Origin of the sequence: Streptomyces sp. NPDC101194, assembly GCF_044767885.1 — a bacterium.
Lineage (GTDB): Bacteria > Actinomycetota > Actinomycetes > Streptomycetales > Streptomycetaceae > Streptomyces.
Genome location: NZ_JBIWOS010000002.1, coordinates 1343967 through 1366546, shown reverse-complemented (window position 1 = coordinate 1366546; position 22580 = coordinate 1343967). Strand labels below are relative to the sequence as shown.

General features: G+C 71.6%; 21 protein-coding genes. 7 read left to right on the top strand and 14 right to left on the bottom strand.

Annotated features, from left to right (window positions below):
* Nucleotides 1-60: 60 nt before the first annotated feature.
* The gene (locus tag ACIRP2_RS12895; RefSeq protein WP_404249270.1) at nucleotides 61-714 is read right to left on the bottom strand and encodes a DUF6230 family protein; all 654 of its coding nucleotides are present in this window, start codon (nucleotides 712-714) and stop codon (nucleotides 61-63) included.
* Nucleotides 715-1312: 598 nt separating this feature from the next.
* Complete coding sequence (locus ACIRP2_RS12890) at nucleotides 1313-2290, bottom strand: tetratricopeptide repeat protein (RefSeq protein WP_404249268.1); 978 nt, start codon at nucleotides 2288-2290, stop codon at nucleotides 1313-1315.
* A gap of 318 nt (nucleotides 2291-2608) precedes the next feature.
* Here ACIRP2_RS12890 and ACIRP2_RS12885 point away from each other — a divergent pair, with 318 nt between their 5' ends.
* A complete protein-coding gene (locus ACIRP2_RS12885) occupies nucleotides 2609-3238 on the top strand; it encodes a TetR/AcrR family transcriptional regulator (protein WP_404249266.1) in 630 nt (209 codons plus the stop codon).
* 81 nt (nucleotides 3239-3319) lie between these two features.
* Here the strand turns inward: ACIRP2_RS12885 and ACIRP2_RS12880 are convergent, their stop codons facing one another.
* From ACIRP2_RS12880 to ACIRP2_RS12865, 4 genes are all read right to left on the bottom strand, one after another.
* Nucleotides 3320-5020, bottom strand: a complete 1701-nt coding sequence (locus ACIRP2_RS12880; RefSeq protein ID WP_404249264.1) for a methylmalonyl-CoA mutase — start codon at nucleotides 5018-5020, stop codon at nucleotides 3320-3322.
* A gap of 108 nt (nucleotides 5021-5128) precedes the next feature.
* On the bottom strand, nucleotides 5129-5461 hold the full coding sequence (locus ACIRP2_RS12875; protein WP_404249262.1) for a DUF3817 domain-containing protein: 333 nt from the start codon (nucleotides 5459-5461) through the stop codon (nucleotides 5129-5131).
* A 63-nt stretch (nucleotides 5462-5524) separates the two neighbouring features.
* A complete protein-coding gene (locus ACIRP2_RS12870) occupies nucleotides 5525-6034 on the bottom strand; it encodes a MarR family winged helix-turn-helix transcriptional regulator (RefSeq protein WP_404249260.1) in 510 nt (169 codons plus the stop codon).
* Nucleotides 6035-6066: 32 nt separating this feature from the next.
* Complete coding sequence (locus ACIRP2_RS12865) at nucleotides 6067-7536, bottom strand: MFS transporter (protein WP_404249258.1); 1470 nt, start codon at nucleotides 7534-7536, stop codon at nucleotides 6067-6069.
* Nucleotides 7537-7609: 73 nt separating this feature from the next.
* Between ACIRP2_RS12865 and ACIRP2_RS12860 the strand changes: the two genes are divergently transcribed.
* Complete coding sequence (locus tag ACIRP2_RS12860) at nucleotides 7610-8596, top strand: DUF5937 family protein (protein WP_404249256.1); 987 nt, start codon at nucleotides 7610-7612, stop codon at nucleotides 8594-8596.
* 94 nt (nucleotides 8597-8690) lie between these two features.
* Here ACIRP2_RS12860 and ACIRP2_RS12855 read toward each other — a convergent pair whose 3' ends face one another.
* Nucleotides 8691-8984: an MTH1187 family thiamine-binding protein gene (locus ACIRP2_RS12855; RefSeq protein ID WP_014048385.1), complete on the bottom strand. Its 294-nt coding sequence runs from the start codon at nucleotides 8982-8984 to the stop codon at nucleotides 8691-8693.
* Nucleotides 8981-9331, bottom strand: a complete 351-nt coding sequence (locus tag ACIRP2_RS12850) for a DUF3817 domain-containing protein (protein WP_327244297.1) — start codon at nucleotides 9329-9331, stop codon at nucleotides 8981-8983. The genes ACIRP2_RS12855 and ACIRP2_RS12850 overlap by 4 nt, the downstream gene beginning before the upstream one ends.
* A 323-nt stretch (nucleotides 9332-9654) precedes the next feature.
* Between ACIRP2_RS12850 and ACIRP2_RS12845 the strand changes: the two genes are divergently transcribed.
* The 4 genes from ACIRP2_RS12845 (at nucleotide 9655) to ACIRP2_RS12830 (ending at nucleotide 12300) form a co-directional block, all read left to right on the top strand.
* Nucleotides 9655-10287 (top strand): AIM24 family protein, encoded by a 633-nt coding sequence (locus ACIRP2_RS12845; protein WP_404249502.1) that lies wholly within the window; start codon nucleotides 9655-9657, stop codon nucleotides 10285-10287.
* Entirely contained in the window at nucleotides 10287-10937 is a 651-nt protein-coding gene (locus tag ACIRP2_RS12840; RefSeq protein WP_404249253.1) for an AIM24 family protein, read from the top strand. Before ACIRP2_RS12845 ends, ACIRP2_RS12840 begins: the two co-directional genes overlap by 1 nt.
* The gene (locus ACIRP2_RS12835) at nucleotides 10934-11698 is read left to right on the top strand and encodes an AIM24 family protein (RefSeq protein ID WP_404249251.1); all 765 of its coding nucleotides are present in this window, start codon (nucleotides 10934-10936) and stop codon (nucleotides 11696-11698) included. The genes ACIRP2_RS12840 and ACIRP2_RS12835 overlap by 4 nt, the downstream gene beginning before the upstream one ends.
* Before the next feature lie 125 nt (nucleotides 11699-11823).
* A complete protein-coding gene (locus tag ACIRP2_RS12830) occupies nucleotides 11824-12300 on the top strand; it encodes a MarR family winged helix-turn-helix transcriptional regulator (RefSeq protein WP_393694483.1) in 477 nt (158 codons plus the stop codon).
* 135 nt (nucleotides 12301-12435) lie between these two features.
* Here the strand turns inward: ACIRP2_RS12830 and ACIRP2_RS12825 are convergent, their stop codons facing one another.
* Nucleotides 12436-13881: an ATP-binding protein gene (locus ACIRP2_RS12825; RefSeq protein WP_404249249.1), complete on the bottom strand. Its 1446-nt coding sequence runs from the start codon at nucleotides 13879-13881 to the stop codon at nucleotides 12436-12438.
* Nucleotides 13878-14540: a response regulator transcription factor gene (locus tag ACIRP2_RS12820; protein WP_404249247.1), complete on the bottom strand. Its 663-nt coding sequence runs from the start codon at nucleotides 14538-14540 to the stop codon at nucleotides 13878-13880. Before ACIRP2_RS12820 ends, ACIRP2_RS12825 begins: the two co-directional genes overlap by 4 nt.
* 117 nt (nucleotides 14541-14657) lie before the next feature.
* Between ACIRP2_RS12820 and ACIRP2_RS12815 the strand changes: the two genes are divergently transcribed.
* Nucleotides 14658-15263: a PepSY domain-containing protein gene (locus tag ACIRP2_RS12815; protein ID WP_404249245.1), complete on the top strand. Its 606-nt coding sequence runs from the start codon at nucleotides 14658-14660 to the stop codon at nucleotides 15261-15263.
* Nucleotides 15264-15285: 22 nt separating this feature from the next.
* On the opposite strand, the gene ACIRP2_RS12810 is transcribed toward ACIRP2_RS12815, so the two are convergent.
* The 4 genes from ACIRP2_RS12810 to ACIRP2_RS12795 form a co-directional block, all read right to left on the bottom strand.
* Nucleotides 15286-17586, bottom strand: coding sequence for a protein kinase (locus ACIRP2_RS12810; protein WP_404249242.1), 2301 nt, complete (start codon nucleotides 17584-17586; stop codon nucleotides 15286-15288).
* A gap of 31 nt (nucleotides 17587-17617) precedes the next feature.
* On the bottom strand, nucleotides 17618-20089 hold the full coding sequence (locus ACIRP2_RS12805; protein WP_404249240.1) for a protein kinase: 2472 nt from the start codon (nucleotides 20087-20089) through the stop codon (nucleotides 17618-17620).
* A 181-nt stretch (nucleotides 20090-20270) separates the two neighbouring features.
* Entirely contained in the window at nucleotides 20271-21227 is a 957-nt protein-coding gene (meaB, locus tag ACIRP2_RS12800) for a methylmalonyl Co-A mutase-associated GTPase MeaB (RefSeq protein ID WP_404249238.1), read from the bottom strand.
* Between the two features lie 73 nt (nucleotides 21228-21300).
* Complete coding sequence (locus tag ACIRP2_RS12795) at nucleotides 21301-22500, bottom strand: acetyl-CoA C-acetyltransferase (RefSeq protein WP_404249236.1); 1200 nt, start codon at nucleotides 22498-22500, stop codon at nucleotides 21301-21303.
* Nucleotides 22501-22580 lie beyond the last annotated feature (80 nt).

Genomic DNA, 22580 nt, shown 5'->3' with positions numbered 1-22580 from the left:
AAGAGAATGGGTGGGCAGCCGGAGGCCCGTTTCGGGCACCCCGGCCGCCCGGGCGAGCGCTTAGTAGCACTCCTTGACGCCCGACTTCAGCCGCAGGCTCAGGTTGCTGAGCTTGAAGGTGCCTGCGGTGGTCGCCCACGCCGTCTGCCTCACATCGGTCAGCTTCGCCTCTTCGGCGCGCTGCGCGAAGCCGTTCGGGTTCGCCTGGGTGCGAGGCTGGATGCCGATCGACTTGGGGTTGTTCGGGTCCTTGAGAGAACCCGCGGCAACACCGATGTCGATGTTCCTGAACTCGGCGTCCGCGTCGAGCTCGGCGATGTCCAGGTACAGATTGGTCGCCTCGACCGGCTTCTTCGGGTTCGTACCCGCATGCAGCTGCAGCGTGACGTTGCCGAGGCCGAACGGAAGGTTCGGAGTGACCACCGACTGGCACATGTTGGTGATCGTGGCGTCACTGAAGCCGGAAACGGCAACGGCGTGCGCCCCGTTCTCGCCCTCAGGGTTCGTGCCGGTGGCGACGGAACCGTACTGGACGAAGTTGTGGCCGACGAGACTGTCCGCGTGCACCTTGAAGCTCTGGCCGGACACGCTGAAGGACGCCGCGAGGGCACCCTGCGCGAGACCGACACCCACTGCGGCGGTCGCGACGACGCTCGGCACCATGACCAGAGCGAAACGCTTCCATCTGGTGCCGCCACGAACCTGGGAACTCATAAATTTTCCTCCTTCTCGGACGTACATCTCCGGTCCGGGCCTGGGCCCGTCCTGGGATGGGAGAAGTGCTACGTCCTCGGAAAGAGAGCGCCGCGCACGGAGGCTGGAACCGCGTCCGAATCACCGGCGATCACCCCCGAGCGACAACCACTGGCCACGCATGCGCGCAACCTGTTCGGACAGGCCCTGCCGGACGGCAGGAACCCCCCTGTCCGGAGTCGGCGCCACTACCGCCGACCCACTCGGTGGGGACCCAACAGGGCCGCCGCGCCGACTGGCAGCCGGGCTGGCGTTATTGGACCGAGCGTGGCCGATCGTGGTGCATTCCCGCCCGTGGCACAAGGGGGTTCGTTACTCGCTAGTAACGGCCCGATAACCGATGCGCGACGGGGTGACATCACCCGGCCACACAGGGTGGCGCCGAACGGAAGGACGAAAGGGAGGATCGGGCCCCTAATACGGACAGATCCCGAGGGGCGATTTACTGCGAGTAACAGGCCGTACTTTTATCAAGATTTGGTAAAGCGGGGGCGTCTCTTATCGCCCGCTCGCGAAAACGGCCGTGACACCCAGAGGGTGCCACGGCCGCGTTGTCACATCAGAACAAGACCCGCGCCAGCGCCGTCCGCGCGGCGCCGACCCGCGGATCGTCGGGACCGATCACCTCGAACAGCTCCAACAACCGCAGACGCGCCGTGTCCCGCTCGTCGCCGAAGTGACGGCGCACCGTCTCGACGAGCCGGCCGAAGGCGTCCTCGACGTGCCCGCCGACGAGATCCAGGTCGGCGGCCGCGAGCTGCGCCGCGACGTCGGCGGGGTTGTCCGCGGCGTCCTTGCGGACCTGCTGCGGATCCATGTCCTTGACCCGGGCGAGCAGTTCGGCCTGGGCGAGACCGAGCTTGGCCTCCGTGTTGGCCGGGTCGTCGGACAGGATGTTCCGGTACGCCTGGATGGCACCGGCGAAGTCACTGGCGTCCAGGGCCTGTACGGCCGCTTCGAGCAGGGCGTCGTACGGACCCGCGGGTGCCTCGGCCGGAGCCTGGTCGGCTCCCTCGGCGGCGGCGTCCTGGTCGACCACGATCCCGGTGAGCCCGAACCGCTCCTCGCCGACCTGGATCAACTGGTCGAGCGTCTGCCGGATCTGGGCCTCGGGGGCCGCGCCCTGGAAGAGCGGGAGGGCCTGCCCGGCGACGACGGCGAAGACCGCCGGGATGCCCTGGATGCCGAACTGCTGCATCAGCATCTGGTTGGCGTCGACATCGACCTTGGCCAGCACGAAGCGGCCGTTGTACTCGCGGGCCAGACGCTCCAGGAGCGGGCCCAGCTGCTTGCACGGTTCGCACCACTCGGCCCAGAAGTCGATGACGACCGGGACCTCGGCGGAGCGCTGCAGGACATCGCTCTCGAATCCCGCTTCATCGACGTCGATCACCAGGGCGGACGGCGACACGGCACCGCCACCACCCTGCCGGGCGGCCTCGGCGCGGGCCTGCTCCGCCTTCACCTTGGCCTCGCCGGCCGCCTTCACCGCGGCGAGGTCGACGACGCCGCTCATGGACATGTTCCTAGGCTGCATACGTACATCCTCCCCCCTCGGCGCACCGATACGGAAAGCGATCCGGGAACCGCACCCGTCCGCGGGTCCCCACCGGAGTGCGGGGCGCACGGACAGACACGGCCCGAGGGCCCCTGAATGGCCCGTTCCGGCGCCGGGTCCCCACCCGGTGCCTGTGGCTGTCGTTCGGTCGTGGCGTCACGACGGCACGACCGTCGTCGTTACGCTACGACCCGTAGCGTAACTGCCGGGAACCCCTCGCGCACAAGTGTGTTCGGTGATCTGTCTCACGGCGAACGAGGCCGGTCGGTTCTACTTACTGACCGGTATGGTCGCGGCATGCTGAGCCACAGCAACCCCAAACCCGTTCGAACGGGGCGTCCGCGCAGCGCCGCGGCCGATGAAGCGATCCTGGAGGCGACCAGGGCCTCCCTGGTCGACCTCGGCTGGTCGAAGCTGACGATGGGCGACGTGGCGACGCGGGCCGGAGTCGCCAAGACCACTCTGTACCGCCGGTGGGCGGGCAAGAACGAGCTGGTCGTGGACGCCGTCGCGGTCCTTTTCGACGAGTTGGAACTGCCCGACCTGGGCAGCCTGTCGGCCGATGTGCAGGCGGTGGTCCTGCAGTTCGCCGCGCTGCTGGAGCGGCCGGAGACCCGGACGGCGCTGATGGCGGTGATCGCGGAGTCGACCCGTGACGAGGCCCTGCGGACCCGGATCCGCGACTCGATCGTCGACCGGCAGAAGCGGCTGGTGCTCCAGGGCCGCCGACGGGCCCAGGAACGCGGGGAGTTGCCCGTCGAGCAGGACGAGGCCGTGGCGGCGACGACCGCCGATCTGATCTTCGATGTGATCGCCGGCGCGGTCGTGCACCGGGCCCTGGTGAGCGCCGAGCCCGTCGACGCGGACTGGGCCCGGCGCTTCACCGTACTGCTGCTCGCGGGGCTGGGCGCGGTGGCCTCCGGCTGAACCGGACGGGCCGCGGCGGCCGGGCACGGTGACGCTCCCGGTGCGCCCCGAAGGCGACACCAGGTCGCCGCCGCCCGCTCGTCAGAAGCCGGGCGGCTCCGTGTAGGTGCCCCACTCCTCGCGCAGGACCCCGCAGATCTCACCGAGCGTCGCCTCGGCCCGTACCGCGTCGAGCATCGGCGCGATCATGTTGGAGCCGTCGCGGGCGGCGGCCAGCATCGCGTCCAGCGCCGACTTGACCCGGGCGTCGTCGCGGGCGTCCTTGCGGCCGCCGAGCACCCGGACCTGCTCGCGCTCGACCTCGTGACTGACCCGCAGGATCTCCAGGTCGCCGGTGACCGAGCCGTGATGGACGTTGACGCCGACGACGCGCTTGTCGCCCTTCTCCAGCGACTGCTGGTACCGGAAGGCGGACTCGGCGATCTCGCCGGTGAACCAGCCGTCCTCGATGCCGCGCAGGATGCCGGAGGTGATCGGCCCGATGGGGTGCTGCCCGTCCGGGTGGGCCCGGGTGCCGCGCTCCTTGATCTGGTCGAAGATCTTCTCGGCGTCGGCCTCGATCCGGTCGGTGAGCTGCTCCACGTACCAGGAACCGCCCAGCGGGTCGGCCACGTTGGCGACGCCGGTCTCCTCCATCAGCACCTGCTGGGTGCGCAGCGCGATCTCGGCGGCCTGCTCGGAGGGGAGCGCGAGTGTCTCGTCGAGGGCGTTGGTGTGCAGCGAGTTGGTACCGCCCAGGACCGCGGAGAGTGCCTCGACCGCCGTCCGCACGACGTTGTTGTACGGCTGCTGGGCGGTGAGCGAGACACCGGCGGTCTGGGTGTGGAAGCGGAGCCACTGCGCCTTGTCGGTCTTGGCGCCGTACGTCTCCTTCATCCAGCGGGCCCAGATCCGGCGGGCCGCACGGAACTTGGCGATCTCCTCGAAGAAGTCGAGGTGCGCGTCGAAGAAGAAGGAGAGGCCGGGCGCGAAGGTGTCGACGTCCAGCCCGCGGGAGAGGCCGAGCTCCACGTAGCCGAAGCCGTCGGCGAGGGTGTACGCGAGTTCCTGCGCGGCCGTCGCCCCGGCCTCCCGGATGTGGTAGCCGGAGACGGAGAGCGGCTTGTAGGCGGGGATGTCGCGGGCGCAGTGCTCCATCAGGTCGCCGATGAGGCGCAGATGGGGCTCGGGCTGGAAGAGCCACTCCTTCTGCGCGATGTACTCCTTGAAGATGTCCGTCTGGAGCGTGCCGTTGAGGACGCCCGGGTCGACGCCCTGGCGCTCGGCGGCGACCAGGTACATGCAGAAGACGGGGACGGCGGGTCCGCTGATCGTCATGGACGTCGTGACGTCGCCGAGCGGGATGTCCTTGAAGAGGATCTCCATGTCGGCGGCGGAGTCGATGGCCACGCCGCAGTGCCCGACCTCGCCGAGCGAGCGGGGGTCGTCGGAGTCGCGGCCCATCAGGGTCGGCATGTCGAAGGCGACACTGAGCCCGCCGCCGCCCGCGGCGAGGATCATCTTGTAGCGCTCATTGGTCTGCTCGGCGTTGCCGAAGCCGGCGAACTGGCGGATGGTCCAGGTCCGGCCGCGGTAGCCGGTCGGGTGGAGCCCCCGGGTGAAGGGGTACTCGCCGGGCCAGCCGATCCGCTCGAAGCCCTCGTACGTGTCCCCCGGGCGGGGGCCGTACACGGGCTCCACGGGGTCTCCGGAGAGCGTGGTGAAGTCCGCGTCACGCTTGCGGGCCTTGTCGTAACGGGCCTGCCAGCGGCGGCGGCCCTCCTCGATCGCGTCAGCGTCCATACCATCGAATTTACTAGGACGTCCTAGTAAATGTCGATGGCAAACCGCCCGGTGCTTCGCACGGGGCGGTTCGGGTGGTGCGGTGCGGCCGGTCTCCCGGCCCGCGGTTCAGGCCTTGACGGCCACGGGGGAAGCGTCGGCGACCAGCGGCTCGATCTCGCGGACGACCTTGCGCTCGACGAAGAACGCGGCCGTCGGGATGGTGCCGGAGATCAGCACCCAGAGCAGCTTGCCCACCGGCATCTTCGCCTTGGAGCCCAGGTCGAAGGCGAAGATCAGGTAGATGATGTAGAGCACGCCATGGATCTGGGAGACGACGAGCGTCAGATCCTTGCCCATGTCGAAGCCGTACTTGAAGACCATGCAGGTGCAGAGCACCAGCAACATGACTGCGGTGACGTAGGCCATCACCCGGTACCGGGTCAGCACACTGCGTTTCATGGAATCGAGCGTAACCGGACGCCCTGGGCGATCTTGCAGCGGCCCGGGCCTCGAAATGTTGTCCTACGGTTCCTCGAAATCCTGGGCCGCGATCCGCAGCGGCCGCAGCATGGCGAAGATCTCCGCGCACTCCTCGGCGTCGTACACACCGAGGCCGAACTCCATGTCGACCAGGTCCTTGGTCGCCGCCTCGACGACCTCGCGGCCCCTGTCGGTGATGGAGGCGAGGGTTCCGCGGCCGTCGTTCGGGTTGGGGCGCTTGGCGACCAGGCCGGAGCGCACCAGCCGGTCCACGGTGTTCGTGACGGAGGTGGGGTGGACCATGAGCCGCTCACCGATCTTGGACATCGGCAACTCCCCCGCCTTGGAGAAGGTGAGCAGCACCAGCGCCTCGTACCGCGCGAAGGTCAGTCCGTACGGCTTGACGACCGCGTCGACCTCGGCGAGCAGGATCTGCTGCGCGCGCATGATCGAGGTGATCGCCCCCATCGAGGGCACCGGGCCCCAGCGCTGCTGCCAGAGTTCGTCGGCGCGGGCGATGGGATCGAAGGGGAGACTGAGCGGCTTCGGCACGGCATCGACCTTACCCACTGGTCATATGCTGGTCAGCCCCGTCTCGGACTTCGGTACCGGACTCCCGTTCTCTGGACCTCCCGGACGACCAGCAGCGTACACAGGGTGCCGATCACCCCGGAGGCGGCGACGACCTGGTGGACCGGGAAGAACTCCGCGGCCAGCCCCGCGAGGGCCATGCCGAGCCCCTGGATCGTCATCAGTCCGGCGGTGAGCAGGGTCATCGCCCTGCCCCGCAGCACCTCCGGCACCGCGTCGACGAACCACTGGTCGAGCCCGATGATGTACGCGCCCCCCGCCCCGGCCAGCACCAGGGCGACGAGGGTGAGCGACATGCCGGGCCGGGAGGCGTACAGCGTCAGCGGAAGCAGCCCGAGGGCGGCCGTGGGCAGCACGATCCTGGAGCGGGTGCGGGGATCGAGGGCGGAGCCCGCCCAGAGCTCCGCCCCGATGTGGCCGACGGCCATCGCGCCCATCAGCAGGCCCAGCGCCGCGGGCCCCAGGCCGACCGCGTCGGCGTAGGGGGCGGCCAGGGCCTCCGGCGCGACCACGAAGAAGGCGGGCACCCAGAAGAGCAGCAGCAGCGCCCGGATCCCGCGGTCGGCGAAGACGGCCCGTGCTCCGGCGAGGGAGTCCCGCAGCATTCCGGCGCCGCCCTCGCCCGCCGCGACCAGGCGGGCGGGCCTGGGGCGGGTGCCGAAGCGGAGCAGCAGCGCCGAGCAGCAGAACGTGCCGACGGTGACCGTGATCGCGCCGCGCGGCGACAGAGCCGCCAGCAACGCCCCGCCGACGCCGAAACCGGCAAGGAGGGCGCTCTGCGAGACGATCCGCAGCAGCGAACGGCCCAGGACGTAGAGGTCGCCCTCGCCGAGGATGTCGGCGAGGGCGGCGGTCCGCGTCCCGGAGAACACGGGCGCGACCGCCGCCACGGCGCACCGCAGCGCGAGGAGCGCGCCGACGGGGGTGCCCGGCAGCACCATGACGGCGACGCAGCAGGCGCAGACCAGATCGCAGACGACGAGGACACGGCGTGCGGGATAACGGTCGGCGACCCCGGCGAAGAGCGTGCCGCCGACGAGGTAGGGGAGGAGGCCCAGCGCGAAGGTGAGGGCGGAGAGCAGCGGCGAGCCGGTGAGGTCGTAGACGAGGACGGTGAGGGCGAGTTCGCTGACGACCACGCCCAGCAGCGAGAGCAGGTGCGCCGCGAACACCGCCCGGAACTCCCGCACCCGGAACACGGCCCGGTAGCCGCCCTCCGTGCCCGGTCCCGCTCCCCCGTCGGCGGCGGCACCGGGGCCGGGCGCACTGCCGGGGACGTCGGCACCGGCCCCTCCGGCCGCGCCGGGAGGCCCGGCGTCACCGTCCGCCCCGCCCCGGAGCCCCGGTCCGCCGCTCGGGTCGTGCGGGTCGTCGCGGGGCTCCGGGACGCATGCCGGGAACGGCACGTCGGGGGCGGGGGCGGTGCGGGGTGTGCCCGCCTGCGTACGGTCGTCGTTCGGCATGGCCGCAGCCTGGCCGAACCGTGCGGCCCGCCCATAGACTTTCGGCTGACGCCGAATCCTGCCGGAGTCCCTCGTGCCGTTCCATCTCCACTTCGACGAGAGCGACCTGCTCCGCTGCCGCTTCGCGCTCTCCCCGCTCTGGGAGACGCAGGCGGCCGTGCGCACGCTCGGCCGGCCCGGCGGGCACGGCTACCACCTGCCCTGGCTGCGCCGGATCGGCGAGGCCGCCGCCGGACTGGACCTCGCGCCGCTGTGGCGGCTGATGCCCGACGGCGGGCACAACCCCGACTTCATCTGCCCGCCCCCGCTCGGCCCCCTGGCCACCTTCGAGGAGGAGATCGCCGCCGTCCGCGCGGTCGATCCGCAGGCGGCCCGGGACGACATGGCGCAGGCCCTCGTCGGCATGCCCGGCGGTCTCGGTTCGCCCGCCGCGCGGCGGATGCTGGCCGATCCCGCGCGGACGGTCCGGGAGCTGGCGGATCTGCTGGAACGGGCCTGGCGGGTGATGGTCGAGCCGCACTGGCCGCGTCTGCGTGCCCTGTTGGAGGCGGACATCGCCTACCACTCACGGCGCCTCGCCGAACTCGGCTTCGAGCGACTGCTCGGCGAGCTGAGCCCGCAGCTGCACTGGAGCGGTTCGACGCTCACGGTCACCGGCACACGCGGCGACCATTCCCGGGTGCTCGGCGGTGAGGGGCTGGTCCTGATGCCCAGCGTCTTCGTCTGGCCGGAGGTGGTCGGTGGGTACGAGCCGCCCTGGCAGCCGGCCGTGATCTACCCGGCGCGCGGTATCGGGGGGCTGTGGACGGAGTCCTCGGACCGCACCCCGGATGCCCTGGCCCGGCTGCTCGGACGGGCCAGGGCCGACATCCTGTGCGCGCTCGACGAACCCGCCGGGACGACGACGCTGGCGCACCGGCTCTCCCTTGCGCCCTCGTCGGTGTCGGAGCATCTGTCGGTGCTGCGCGCCGCGGGCCTGCTCACCTCGCGCCGGTACGGCCACCAGGTGCTGTACGAACGCACACCGCTGGGCATCGCGGTGGCGGCGGGAGCCCCCTGAGCGCCGCACACCGGGGCAGCGCGCGGGAACGGGACGAGCCCCCGGCCGGGTGGGCGCGGGGGCTCGTCTGGGAGCGGGACGGGCGGACGGGTGCTCAGTCCGCCAGGTACCGCTCGACGGTCTCGACCTTGGACGTCAGGCCGTCGGTGACACCGGGCCTGATGTCCGCCTTCAGGACCAGGGAGACACGTCCGGCACGGGCCTCGACGGCGGCGACGGCCCGCTTGACGACGTCCATGACCTCGTCCCACTCGCCCTCGACGGAGGTGAACATGGCGTCCGTACGGTTGGGCAGCCCGGACTCCCGCACGACCCGGACGGCGTCGGCGACGTACTCGCCGACATCCTCGCCGACGCCCAGCGGGCTGACCGAGAACGCGACGATCATGCGCTGACCACGCCTTCCCGGCGGGCGCGGGCGGCGATGACGCCGTCGGCCTCGTACCGCTTGAGCACCTTGTCGCCGTACAGACCGCCGAACGGCAGCAGTGCGAGGAGGAAGAAGAACGCGACGCGCTTGAACGGCCACTTGGTCTTTGACCAGACGTCGAGGAGCAGGACGGCGTAGATCACGAAGAGCACACCGTGCAGGATGCCGAGCGGCATCATCAGGAAGTCGATGTCGGAGACCCGGCTGAGGATCGAGCCGAAGATGATCAGCGCGGGGAAGGAGAGCGCCTCGGGAATCGAGATGAGGCGCAGCCGGTGCAGGGCGGTAGCGGTCTTGATGTCCACGAGGGCACCTTCGGTGGGAGGGTCGTGACGGCTTGTGAACGGAGGCACAAGCGCAACCCATTGTGGCATCGACACGGACGGAACCCGGCGCCGGGGGCCGTATGTCTCCGGTCACTTCCGCCGTCATGTCCTGAGGGGGCCGCCGTCGCTCCCCGTCGCACGTCGCCGGGACGCGTCCCGTTCCGTCGTCGCGCCGTACGGGATACGTCCCGATCACGTACGGGTCCCGTACCGGATGCGTATCAGGGGCGGTTCAGGGTGCCTGTTCCACCCTGCGGCCCTGTCCCGGCCGGTGTCCGGCCGCTACCGTCGGCTCCGTGGCAATGTTCCGACTCCAAGGCAGCAGAACGCTCGCCGTCGACCTGACCGGCGACGCCGTCAAGGCGAAGAACGGCTCGATGGTCGCGTACGACGGCCGGATGACGTTCAAGAAGATGACCGGTGGCGGTGACGGCCTGCGCGGCATGGTGACGCGCCGGCTGACCGGCGAACAGATGTCCGTGATGGAGGTGAAGGGGCAGGGCACCTGCTACTTCGCCGACCGTGCGAGCGAGATCAGCCTCGTCTCGCTGCGCGGCGACAAGCTCTACGTCGAGGCGAGCAATCTGCTGTGCACCGAGGCCGGGCTGCGCACCGGCACCACCTTCACCGGCCTGCGCGGCGGAGCGACGGGCAACGGCCTGTTCACCACGACCGTCGAGGGCACCGGCCAGGCGGCGATCATGTCGGACGGTTCGGCCGTGGCGCTGCGGGTCTCCGCCCAGTACCCGCTGTTCGTCGACCCCGGCGCCTACATCGCGCACCAGGGCAGCCTGCGGCAGCACTTCCAGTCCGGGGTGAACTTCCGGACGCTGATCGGCGAGGGTTCGGGCGAGTCCTTCCAGATCAGGTTCGAGGGCGAGGGAGTCGTCTACGTCCAGCCGAGCGAGCGGAACACCATCGGGGGCGATGTCTGATGCCGTTCCGTGAGATCAACTCGAAGATGGTCGAGGCGACCGTGCTTCCCGGCCAGAAGATGTACAGCCAGCGCGGAGCGATGCTGGCCTGTCGCGGCGAGGTCTCGTTCACGCCGAACATCCAGGGCGGCCAGGGCGGCGTGATGTCGATGATCGGCCGCCGGGTGGCGGGCGAGGCGACCCCGCTGATGACGGTGGAGGGCAACGGCACGGTGATGTTCGGCCACGGCGGCCACCACATCCAGGTGATCAACCTGTCCGGCGACACCCTCTACGTGGAGGCCGACCGGTTGCTCGCCTTCGACGGGACGCTCCGGCAGGGCACGATGTTCATGGGTTCGCAGGGCGGGGTGATGGGCATGGTTCGCGGCCAGGTGACCGGGCAGGGGCTGTTCACCACCACTCTCCAGGGTCATGGCGCGGTCGCCGTGATGGCACACGGCGGGGTGATCGAGCTGCCGATCACCCCGGGCCGCGAGGTGCACGTGGACCCGCAGGCGTATGTCGCGCACCACGGCGACGTGCGCAACAAGCTCTCCACCGCGCTCGGTTGGCGCGACATGGTGGGGCGCGGCTCCGGCGAGGCGTTCCAGCTGGAGCTGAGCGGCAGTGGAGCGGTGTACGTCCAGGCCTCGGAGGAGAAGCTGTGAGCACGCCCGTGGTCTTCGACCCGATGACACTGCCGTCGGACGACAACGTCAACGCGTACACCTTCTGCGTCGAACTCAAAGGGAGCCAGTGGTTCCTGCAGAAGGGCAAGATGATCGCCTACTACGGGCACATCGAGTTCGACGGCATCGGTCACGGCCGCTTCGAGCGGCTGCTCCGTACGAGCTTCCACTCGCCGCTGCACGCGAGCGACTGGGTGGTGGCCGAGGGCAGCGGCAAGATGCTGCTCGCGGACCGCGCCTTCGACGTGAACTCGTACGACCTGGACGACGGGAACCTGACGATCCGGTCCGGCAACCTGCTGGCGTACCAGCCGACGCTGGCTCTCAAGCAGTCGATCGTGCCGGGCTTCCTGACGCTGATCGGCACGGGCAGGTTCGTGGCCGCCTCCAACGGCCCGGTGGTCTTCATGGAGCCGCCGCTGCGGGTCGACCCGCAGGCCCTGGTGGGCTGGGCGGACTGCCCCTCGCCGTGCCACCACTACGACCACGGCTACATGACGGGCGTGCTGGGCGGACTGCGGTCGATGACGGGGTTCGGCGGCACCTCCGGCGAGGAGCACCAGTTCGAGTTCGTCGGCGCGGGTACGGTGCTGCTCCAGTCGACCGAGGCGCTGATGCCCGAGCTGCCCACGGGGGCGACACCGGCGCAGGCCGGGGTGCCCGGCCAACCGGGTCAACCCGGCTCCTCGTCCCGTCCGGCCGGTCAGCTCGGGGACCTCCAGCGTCGCTTCGGTTGGTGAACGGTAGTCTGCGGAGTGTGACGTCGAACGTCTGCACCCCGCACCCGAGCCCGGCTCCGAGCGGGTGCCGGGCGTCACACTTCCCCACTTCGTCCGGCTTTCAACTTCTTAGGTAGAATCCATATATGGAGACCGAGACGGCCACCCGTTGGCTGAACGACGCGGAGCAGTGCGCCTGGCGCACCCACCTGGACGTCAGCAGGCTGCTGATGCACCAGCTGGAGAAGGATCTCCAGCCGTTCGGCCTGACCAACAACGACTACGAGATCCTGGTCAACCTCTCGGAGTCGGACGACCAGCGCATGCGGATGAGCGACCTCGCCGCCGCGACGCTGCAGTCCAAGAGCAGGCTCTCGCACCAGATCACCCGTATGGAGAACGCCGGCCTGGTCCGCAGGGAGAACTGCGAGTCCGACCGGCGCGGTCTGTACGCGGTCCTCACCGAGGACGGCGCCGAGACGATGCGGAAGGTGGCTCCGCACCACGTGGCGTCGGTACGCAAACACTTCATGGACCTGTTGACGCCGGAGGCGCTGGCGGACCTGCACGCGGCGCTGGCACCGGTCGCCGATCACCTGCGGGGGCGACGCGGCAAGGTGTGACCCACGGCGGGAAGACGGTCTCGCACGGCTCGGAACGGGGCGGCGACGAGGCGGCCCCGGGCTGCCCGGAAGGTGTGACCTCGGCGGAACGGCGGCCGTGCCCCGCTCGGGACGCGAACCGCCGCAGGACGGCGTTCAGCCGGCGCTCGGCAGCCACAGCTCGAACCGTGCACCGCCCTCCCGCGCACCCTTCACCGTCAGCCGGCCCCCGTGCCGGGACGCGACGTCGCGGGCGATGGCGAGGCCCAGACCGGCGCCGCCCTCGTCCCGCGTGCGGGCGTCGTCGAGTCGCACGAACCGCTCGAAGATCCGCTCACGCTCGCCCGGCGGCACCCCCGCCCCGTCGTCGGTGACCGCGACGACGACGCCACCCCGCTCCGCACGTACCGAGATCGCCACCGCGCGCTCCGCGTGACGTTCGGCGTTGTCCAGCAGATTGCCGATCACCCGCGCCAACTGCCCACGGGAGCCGGTCACTTCGAACCCGCCGGATTCGGGCACCGACACGGCCGCCGGAATGCGGTCGCCGGTGCGCTGCGAGACCTCCTCGTGGACGAGCGCGCCCAGGTCCAGCGTGGTGCGTCCCGGCCGCTCCCCCGCGTCCAGCCGGGCGAGCAGCAGCAGATCGGCCGCCAGTGCCTGCAGTCGAACGGTGTCGGCGACCGCGCCGGGTACGTCCAGCAGCTCCGGATGCGCGGCACCCACCTCCAACTGGGTGCGCAACGAGGCGATCGGGCTGCGCAGTTCGTGCGAGGCGTCGGCCACGAAGCGCCGCTGCCGCTCCACCGACGCCTCCAGTGCCGTAAGGGTCTCGTTGGTGGTACGGGCCAGCCGGGCGATCTCGTCACCGGAACCGGGCTCCGGCACGCGCCGGCTCAGATCCTCGGACGCCGTGATCGCGGCCATCTCGCGCCGGATGCCCTCGACCGGACGCAGCGCCCGCCTGGTCACCAGCCAGGTCACCCCGGCGACGACGAGCAGCAGCACCGGCAGTCCGATCAGCATCGCGCCGCGCACGCTGCCCACGGCCTCCTGCTCGGCGGCCAGCGGGGCGCCCGCGTGGACGGTCAGGGTCACCCCGGTGGAGGTGGTCGCTTCGACGGTCGCGAAGCGGTAGTCGGCCGTCTCACCGTCGACGGTCGCGGTGCCGTTGTGGAAGTCCGGGTCTCCGGAGTCGACTTCGCCCCGGCCGGGGGCACTGTGCTGCCGGTCGTCGTCATCGCTCGCGTCGTCGTCGTCGGAACCGCTGGAGCCCCCTGCGGCCGCCGTCGGGGCCGGGGTGACCTGCCCCGTACCGGTGCCGGAGATCGCCTGCAGGTCCTTGGAGACGGCCACCACGCGCCCGTCCTCGTCGGTCACCTGGACCGGATGGTCCTCCTCCTCGCGCATCTCCAGCCGGTCGTACGGCACATCGAGGGCCAGCTGCCCGGCCACCTCGCGGGCCACCACCTCGGCCTGCAGACCGGCCTGGTCGGTGAGGTTGGCCCGCAGCACGAGGAGTACGGCGAGCCCGGCCCCGACCAGCGCGAGGGCGACGACCACGGTGGCGCCGAGCGCGGCCCTGGCCCGTACCGACCTCACAGCGCCTCCAGCCGGTATCCGGCCCCGCGCACCGTGCGGATGGCCGTCGCGCCGAGCTTGCGCCGCAGCGCGCTGACGTACACCTCGACGATGTTCGGGTCGCCGTCGTAGGCGAAGTCCCAGACGTGCTCCAGGATGTCCGTCTTGCTCACCACCTGACCGGGCCGCAGCGCCAGCTGTTCCAGCACCGCGAACTCCTTGGTGGTGAGGGTGATCTCGGCCGTGCCGAGGTGCACGCGACGGGCGGCGGTGTCCATGCGCAGCGCGCCGACGGTGACCACAGGAGAGGCGGAACCCCCGCCCCGGCGCCGCAGCAGCGCCCGGATCCTGGCCACCAGGACGACATAGGAGAAGGGCTTGGTCAGGTAGTCGTCGGCCCCGGTGTCCAGGCCCTCCGCCTCGTCGTACTCCCCGTCCTTCGCCGTCAGCATCAGGATCGGCGTCTCGTGGCCGGCGGCGCGCAGGGCGGCGCAGACCCGGTAGCCGTTCATCCCGGGCAGCATGATGTCGAGAACGACGAGGTCGTACGCCCCTTCGGCGGCCCGGTGCAGCCCTTCGAGACCGTCGTGCACGACGTCCACGGCGAAGCCCTCGGCGGTGAGCCCCGCGGCCAGGGACGTCGCCAGCCGCTTCTCGTCCTCCACGATCAACAGGCGCATGTGCACAGGGTCGCAAACCGAACCTGAAGACGGCTTCAGGCGGCTTCAGGCTGCGTTCAGCATCACCCCGGCAGTGTGGACCATGTCGTAACCGTCCCGATACGGGGAGGAACCCTCATGAAGCGCAAGATCGTCATCGCCGCCGTCACCGCGGCCGTGCTCGTCGGCGGCACAGCCGCCACGGCCGTCGCCCTCGCGGACGACGACGGCCACGACCGCGAGGCCAGGAGCAGCGCGGCGAGCGGCGGCACCGCCCGTGTCGGTGTCGAGGACGCGGTCGCGGCCGCCGTCGGGGCCGTCCCGGGCACGGTCACCGAGGCCGAGCTGGACGACGAGGACGGCGGGCAGGTCTGGGAGCTCGACGTGTACGGCTCCGACAAGGTCCGGCACGACGTGACCGTGGACGCGGGCAACGGCAAGGTGCTCGGCCGGCACGTCTCCGACGATGACGACGACCGCGACCGCCAGGCGCCCCAATCCGCCCCCGTGTCGCTGAACGCGGCGGTCGACGCCGCGCTGAGGGCGACGCCCGGGACGGTGACATCGGTCGACCTGGACGACCACGACGGCCGCGGCGGCGGGGCGCTGCGCTGGGAGGTGGACGTCCGGGGCAAGGACGGCAAGCAGCACGAGCTGGACGTCGACGCGAGGACGGGCAAGGTGACGGCGGACCGGGTGGACGACGACCACGACCGGGACGAGGACCACGGGGACGACGACTGAGGGGCGGTTTCCGGGCGGACCGTCAGGGCGCGTACCCGGAGATCACGGTGCCCTGGTCCATGCCCGCGAACACCACGTCCCCCTTCACCAGCAGGGAGACGGCACGGGGGTCGACCTCGGAGTCCGGCCATCCGTCATATCGCTTGGTGTTGACCGGGGTGCCCTGCCCCTCGCGGGCGAAGTCGTAGGACTCCAGGTAACCCTCGGGAGTGACGAGGTAAGCGCGGTCGCCGACGACGACCGGCGCGCCGGAGTGGTCGACCGCGTCGGGCGTCGCCCAGATCTGCCGTCCGTCGGCGAGCCCGAACGCGTACACCCGGTGCCGGGTGCTCACCACGACCGTGCCGTCCGGAGCGACGGCGGGCCGGTAGGCGACATCGAGGCCGTCGGCGATGGTCCGGCGGTTCTGCGGGGCCGTCACCTCGACGACCGTCAGCCCGTCCGGGCCCGAGCAGAGCAGCTCCGCCCCCCTCAGAACGGGCGTGCGGCAGGTCACGTCACCGGCCGCGACGGCCCCCAGCCGGGCGCCGTCCGCGCCCTTCAGGACGGTGATGCCGTCGCCGGCCACGGCCAGCCGGCCGTCGGCGAAGGCCAGTTCCGCTTCGGCGGCCGGGGCGTCCCACGGCGTGTCCCACATGCGTGCGTGCTTGCCGGTGAGTCGATGGGCGACGATCCGGCCGGTACCGGTGCCCGCGGACTTCGTGGCGTAGTAGAGGACGCCGCCGGACCGGAGGGAGTCGACCACCCGTGCGTCGCCGGCCTGCGCGTCCCGCCACTTCTCGGCACCGTCGGCAAGGCCCAGTGCCACCAGGGCGCCGTCCTCGAAGGCGTACACGGTGGTGCCGATGACCGCGGCCACCGAGGCCGGTCCGGTGCCCGCCTTTCCCGGCGGGGTCTGCCAGCGCCGCTCGCCGTTCGCGGCGTCCAGCACGGTGATGCGCTCCGGGCCGCCGCAGACCAGGGAGGTGTCCGCGAGCACGCACCGCACCCGGCCCGCCGCGATCTTGGCGTGCCAGGGCTGCCAGCCCGCGGGCCTGATGGAAGCGTCGGCAGCGCCCGTCCCGAAATCGCCGGTGCGACCCGCGTCCGCGCCGGGAACGACAGCGGGCCCCGCCTCGGTCCGCCCGGCCCGGGAGGCGGAGACGGTCGGCCGCGCGCCTCCACCGCCGGTTCCGCCCGCGCCGACGTCGCCTCCACCGTCGCTGAAGTGACCCGGCAGCAGTACCGTCCCCAGCACCGCGCACACCGCCGTGGCCGCTGCCGCGAGCCCGATCCACAGCCTTTTGTGCCCCCGTCCGTCACCCGGTACCGCCACGGGCACGACAGGCGTCGGCGCCAGGGCGGGCCCGACGGGATCCGGGGAGTGGAACGGCAGTGCCGGTGCGGCGGCCGAGAACGCGGCCGCCGCCGCGACGGCGCGCGCTCCCGCCGCGTGCGCGGCGAGCTGCCCCCGGATCGCCTCCGTCCAGGGGAACGGTCCGCCGGCCGCCGCGCCCGCCCGGTCTCCCGGCAGCAGCATGCCGACCAGTTGCCGAGGCGTCGGCCGGGCCTCGGCGTCGCTGTGCAGGCACTTCTCGATCACCGCACGCAACCGCGGTGGCACGCCGGAGAGTTCGGCCTCGCCCTGGGAGATCCGGAAGATCACGGCCGCCATGTCGGAGTCGTCGAACGGTCCCCGCCCGGTCGCCGCGAAAGCGAGCACCGCACCGAGACAGAAGACGTCCGACGCCGGTACGAGCGACCGTGAGCCGTTGACGTGCTCGGGCGAGATGTAGCCCGGGCTGCCCACGACCACGCCGGTCCGGGTGAGCTGGGTGGCGTCGAAGGCCTGGGCGATCCCGAAGTCGATCACCTTCGGCCCGTCCGCACCGAGCAGCACGTTGCCCGGCTTGAGGTCGCGGTGCAGGACGCGTACGGCGTGCATGTCGGCGAGCGCGCGGGCGAGACCCGCACCCATCTCGCGCACCACCGGCTCGGGCATCGGCCCGCCGCGGGTCACCGCCTCTGCGAGCGAGGGGCCCGGTACGTACTCCGTCGCCAGCCAGGGCAGTCGGCCGCTCGCGTCGCCGCCGACGAGGGCCGCGGTGTGCGGACTGCGGACGGCGCCCGCCGCGTCGATCTCGCGGCGGAAGCGGATCCGGAAGCCGTCGTCCAGATCGAGATCCGGCCGCACGGTCTTCAGCGCGACCAGACCGCCGAGCGGGTCCCGCGCACCGGCCGGCCGGGCCAGATACACCTCGCCCATGCCGCCCGCGCCCAGCAGCCCCAGCAGTTGGTAGGGGCCGATCAGCCGGGCCCGGCCGGGCGGAAGCGGCTCGATCACTGCGCGGCTCCTTCGCCGTTCGCCGGACGGTTCACTCGGGCAGCGGTACGGAGACCGTGGTGCCGTCGTCGTACACGACATGCACGACACCGCCGACCGGCAGCACCTGCGGGTCGAGCAGTTCCTTGTCCAGGTACACGCCCTCGGTGACGGAGTCGTACGTCGGTGTCCGGCTCGGGCCCGGGGCGCCCGGAATCCGGGTCCGCGCCAGGGCCCCCAGGGCGCCGTCCCGGCGGATCGGGACCGTGTACAAGGACGTGCTGTCGGCCCAGACCAGCGTGCTCTCGACGATCAACGGGTCGGACACGGGGTTGCTCATGCCCTGCGCCTGTTTCCCGCCGAGCGGGAACCTGCCGAGGGTCCGGCCCTTGTCACGGCTCACGACGACGAGTTCGTCGGGCACCCCTTCGCCACTCCTGCGGAATGTGATCACCCGGTCGTCGAGCGCGGTGAGCGTCGCCTCTCCGACGAGTGCGGGATCCACCGGGATCCGCCCCAGCGTCTTGAGGGTTCCCGCCGAGAACCGCAGCAGATGCATGTCGTCGCCGTGGCCCGAAGGGTCGCCGCCGGAGACGTACGTCGCGCAGAAGGCGGACCCGTCACGCACCCGCAGGTCCCCGCAGCCCGTGTTGCGCTCGACGGCCTCCTGCACGGCCTCGCCACCGGCCGTGCCGAGCAGAGCGCCGTCCTTCGGCCGGTACGCCCTGGGCGCGTCCTCACCGACCGCGTACACCACCCTGCCATCGGTGGCGACCGGCCAGAAGTTGCCGTGCTGGGCGTTGGAGACCGTCTGAGGGGCCAGCGGTTTGCGCCATTTCTCGGCGCCGGTCCTCAGGTCGTACGCGGCGAGGGCCGCCCCCTCGGGCGTCGGTGCGGTCGAGGCGAAGACCGAGTCGCCGACGACGAGCGGCGCGCTGTCCAGGTCGTGCGCCCCGCCGGACCGGGCCGTCCAGCGGACCGCCCCCGTACGGGCGTCCAGCGACTGCAGCCGGTCGCCCGCGGCGAGCAGGACGGTGTCGTCGTACACGCTGGGGCGGGTGGCTCCGGCCGGCATGAAGAACTGGCCCCGGGGTCCCCAGCCCGCCGAGCGAGTGGTCTCCCCCGCGTCCAGCGTCCACATCCGGTGCCCGTCCGCCGCCGACAGCGCCTCGTACGTGCCGTCCGTCTTCCGGCAGACCACGACGTCACGGCCCGCGGAGCAACCGATCGGCGACCCGGAGAACTTGCCCTTCCACGGCTTCGTCCACCCCGCCGGGCGCACGTCGCGGCCATAGGGGACCGTGCCCGAGCCGTCCGGGCCGCCGTTCTCGTCCACGCCCGCCACGATTCTGCCGACGACGGGTGAACGGTCCTTGCCCGCCGTGTCATCGGGCGTGCCGTGGTCGTTGCGCCAGGCCAGAATGCCCCCGGTGGCCGCCCCCAGAGCGATCAGCGCGGCGAGGGCCGCGCCCAGGGTGCGCCGGGAGCGGCGCGGGGGCCGGGCGAGGCCGGGGCCCTGGGTGGGCGCGACATGCAGGCCCGGAGTGAAGTCGGTTCCCCGAGTGGGCAGTCGGTGGGGTTCGACGTGACGCCCGGCGGCCACCTCGGTCGGTGTGTATCCCGGCAGCAGCGGACCGTCCAGCGCGACGACCCGGTCCAGTTCGCGCTCGTGCTCGGCGATGTGCCGGGCCACCGCCTCCGGCCACCGCTCCGCCGCGCCGGGGTCGAGCAGCTCCGCGAGTTCGGCGGCGGCCGGACGGGCGGCCGGGTCGGCCACCAGGCAGCGGTCCAGCACGGCGCGCAACGCCTCCGGCACATCGTCGAGATCGGCCTCGACGTACTTGACGCGGTAGAGCACGGCCGCGACCGGGCCGTCCCCGAAGGGGTCGCGTCCGGTGGCGGCGTAACAGAGCACGGAGGCGAGACAGAACACGTCGGACGCGGGAACGACGCGTCCGCTGCCCGCCACGTGTTCCGGGGACATGAAGGCGGGGCTGCCGACCATGCGGCCGGTGGTGGTGAGCGGGGTCGCGCCGAAGTCGCGGGCGATCCCGAAGTCGATCAGGCGCGGCCCGTCGGCGGCGAGCATCACGTTGCCGGGCTTCACATCGCGGTGGACGATCCCGGCCGCGTGGACGGCCGTCAGCGCGCGGGCCAGTCCGGCGCCGAGCATCCGCACCTCGGCCTCGTCCATCGCGCCCGCCCCGCGCACGGCGGCGGCCAGGGTCGGTCCGGCCACGTATCCGGTGGCGAGCCAGGGCACCTCGGCGTCCGCGTCCCCGTCGAGCAGCGGGGCCAGACGGGGGTCGTCGACGGACCGGGCGACGGTGATCTCGCGGCGGAAGCGGTCGCGGAAGCCGGGATCCCGGGCCACGTCGCGGCGGACGGTCTTGACGGCGACCGGGTCGCCGCCGCTCTCCGGGGATCCGAGGAAGACCTCCCCCATGCCGCCCGCGCCGAGCCGGGCCCGTATCGCGTAGGGCCCGATCCGTCCGGGCGAGTCCTCCCGCAGCGGACCCAGCATGCGCCACTCCCCCCGTCGGTACGCATGAATCGCCGGACACCCCGTGCTCGTGTCCGGCGGTAATCCTGCCACGGACACGTCATCGGCCGCAGCGCCGGACGGGACGACCCGGCGGCCCCGGGGGCGGCCCGCACGCCGCTCCCGGTCCAGCCCGGTCGTCCCGTCCGGTCGAACCGTCGGATCAGGCCTCGGTGAGTCCTGCCACCAGTTCGTCCGCCGCCGCGTACGGGTCGAGGCCCCCCGCCACGATGCGCTCGGCGAGCGCGCCGATGTGGCGGTCGCCGTGCAGATCACCGATCCGCTCGCGCAGGCGGGTGACGGCGATCGTCTCGACCTCGCGGGCGGCACGCGCCGTGCGCCGCTCGGCGAGCACCCCGTGCTCCTCCATCCACGCCCGGTGCTTCTCCAGGGCCTCGACGACCTCGTCTATGCCCTCGCCCCGGGCGGCGACCGTCTTCACGATCGGCGGCCGCCAGTCGCCGGGCCCTCGCGACTCGCCGAGGCCCAGCATGTGGTTGAGCTCGCGCGCGGTGGCGTCCGCGCCGTCCCGGTCGGCCTTGTTGACGACGTACACGTCGCCGATCTCCAGGATCCCGGCCTTGGCCGCCTGGATGCCGTCACCCATGCCCGGCGCCAGCAGGACGACGGAGGTGTCGGCCTGCGAGGCGATCTCCACCTCCGACTGACCGACACCGACCGTCTCCACCAGGACGACCTCGCAGCCCGCCGCGTCCAGTACCCGGATCGCCTGCGGTGCCGACCAGGCCAGGCCGCCCAGATGCCCGCGCGTCGCCATCGAGCGGATGTAGACGCCGGGGTCGGAGGCGTGCTCCGACATCCGGACCCGGTCGCCGAGGAGCGCCCCGCCGGAGAACGGGGAGGACGGGTCGACGGCCAGGACGCCGACCCGCTTGCCCGCCTTCCGGTAGGCGGAGACCAGAGCCGACGTCGATGTCGACTTGCCGACACCGGGTGAACCGGTGAGGCCGACGACATAGGCGTTGCCCGTCAGCGGCGCCAGGGCCGCCATCACCTCGCGCAGCTGCGGCGACGCCCCTTCCACCAGGGAGATGAGCCGGGCCACGGCCCGCGGCCTGCCCGCACGGGCCTGCTCGACCAGGGTCGGGACGTCCACCATCACCGCTCCGTTCGCTCGCTGCGTGTTCCACGTGCACTACGTACTACGTACGGCCTGCCGCGGCCGTTCCTGCCTACTTGGGGACGCGGATGATCAGCGCGTCGCCCTGCCCTCCGCCGCCGCACAGCGCCGCCGCGCCGGTGCCGCCGCCGCGCCGCTTCAGCTCCAGCGCCAGGTGCAGCACCACCCGGGCACCGGACATGCCGATCGGGTGACCCAGCGCGATGGCGCCGCCGTTGACGTTCACCTTGTCCGGGGTGACGCCGAGGTCCTTCATCGACTGGACGGCGACCGCCGCGAACGCCTCGTTGATCTCGATGAGGTCGAGGTCCGCCACCTCCAGGCCGTCCTTCTTCAGGGCGTGCTTGATGGCGTTGGACGGCTGCGACTGGAGCGAGTTGTCCGGGCCCGCCACATTGCCGTGGGCGCCGATCTCGGCGATCCAGTCCAGGCCCAGCTCCTCGGCCTTGGCCTTGCTCATGACGACGACCGCGGCGGCTCCGTCGGAGATCTGCGAGGAGGTGCCCGCGGTGATCGTGCCGTCCTTGGTGAAGGCCGGGCGCAGCTTGCCGAGGGACTCCGCGGTCGTCTCCGGGCGGATGCCCTCGTCCTTGGAGAAGAGGACCGGGTCGCCCTTGCGCTGCGGGATCTCGACCGGGGTGATCTCGGCCTCGAAGAGCCCGTTCTTCTGGGCGGCGGCGGCGCGCTGGTGGGAGAGGGCGCCGATCTCGTCCTGATCGGCGCGGGACAGGCCCAGGCGGGTGTTGTGCTTCTCGGTGGACTCGCCCATCGGGATGTTCTCGTAGGCGTCGGTCAGACCGTCGTACGCCATCGAGTCGAGCATCTCGATCGCGCCGTACTTGTGACCCTCGCGGGACTTCGGGAGCAGGTGCGGGGCGTTCGTCATGGACTCCTGGCCGCCGGCGACGACGACGTCGAACTCACCCGCACGGATCAACTGGTCGGCGAGCGCGATCGCGTCGAGCCCGGACAGACACACCTTGTTGACGGTGAGCGCGGGAACGTTCATCGGAATGCCCGCCTTGACCGCGGCCTGGCGTGCCGGGATCTGGCCCGCACCGGCCTGCAGCACCTGGCCCATGATCACGTACTCGACCTGGTCGCCGCCGATACCGGCCCGGTCCAGCGCGGCCTTGATGGCGATACCGCCGAGGTCGGCCCCGGAGAAGCTCTTCAGCGAGCCGAGGAGGCGGCCCATGGGCGTACGCGCGCCCGCGACGATCACTGAGGTGGTACCGGTCGTTCCTGACATGAGGGGCAGCCCCTTGGGATGAGGAGTGAACGAGGGTTTACATGAATGTACTGAGCGGTACCCCACCCGTCATCCGGCAG

What these genes read in the sequence shown, in the direction of transcription:
- ACIRP2_RS12895 (WP_404249270.1), bottom strand. Translation starts at nt 714, where the DNA reads ATGAGTTCCCAGGTTCGTGGCGGCACCAGATGGAAGCGTTTCGCTCTG.
- ACIRP2_RS12890 (WP_404249268.1), bottom strand. Translation starts at nt 2,290, where the DNA reads ATGCAGCCTAGGAACATGTCCATGAGCGGCGTCGTCGACCTCGCCGCG.
- ACIRP2_RS12885 (WP_404249266.1), top strand. Translation starts at nt 2,609, where the DNA reads ATGCTGAGCCACAGCAACCCCAAACCCGTTCGAACGGGGCGTCCGCGC.
- ACIRP2_RS12880 (WP_404249264.1), bottom strand. Translation starts at nt 5,020, where the DNA reads ATGGACGCTGACGCGATCGAGGAGGGCCGCCGCCGCTGGCAGGCCCGT.
- ACIRP2_RS12875 (WP_404249262.1), bottom strand. Translation starts at nt 5,461, where the DNA reads ATGAAACGCAGTGTGCTGACCCGGTACCGGGTGATGGCCTACGTCACC.
- ACIRP2_RS12865 (WP_404249258.1), bottom strand. Translation starts at nt 7,536, where the DNA reads ATGCCGAACGACGACCGTACGCAGGCGGGCACACCCCGCACCGCCCCC.
- ACIRP2_RS12855 (WP_014048385.1), bottom strand. Translation starts at nt 8,984, where the DNA reads ATGATCGTCGCGTTCTCGGTCAGCCCGCTGGGCGTCGGCGAGGATGTC.
- ACIRP2_RS12845 (WP_404249502.1), top strand. Translation starts at nt 9,655, where the DNA reads ATGTTCCGACTCCAAGGCAGCAGAACGCTCGCCGTCGACCTGACCGGC.
- ACIRP2_RS12840 (WP_404249253.1), top strand. Translation starts at nt 10,287, where the DNA reads ATGCCGTTCCGTGAGATCAACTCGAAGATGGTCGAGGCGACCGTGCTT.
- ACIRP2_RS12830 (WP_393694483.1), top strand. Translation starts at nt 11,824, where the DNA reads ATGGAGACCGAGACGGCCACCCGTTGGCTGAACGACGCGGAGCAGTGC.
- ACIRP2_RS12820 (WP_404249247.1), bottom strand. Translation starts at nt 14,540, where the DNA reads ATGCGCCTGTTGATCGTGGAGGACGAGAAGCGGCTGGCGACGTCCCTG.
- ACIRP2_RS12815 (WP_404249245.1), top strand. Translation starts at nt 14,658, where the DNA reads ATGAAGCGCAAGATCGTCATCGCCGCCGTCACCGCGGCCGTGCTCGTC.
- ACIRP2_RS12805 (WP_404249240.1), bottom strand. Translation starts at nt 20,089, where the DNA reads ATGCTGGGTCCGCTGCGGGAGGACTCGCCCGGACGGATCGGGCCCTAC.
- meaB (WP_404249238.1), bottom strand. Translation starts at nt 21,227, where the DNA reads ATGGTGGACGTCCCGACCCTGGTCGAGCAGGCCCGTGCGGGCAGGCCG.
- ACIRP2_RS12795 (WP_404249236.1), bottom strand. Translation starts at nt 22,500, where the DNA reads ATGTCAGGAACGACCGGTACCACCTCAGTGATCGTCGCGGGCGCGCGT.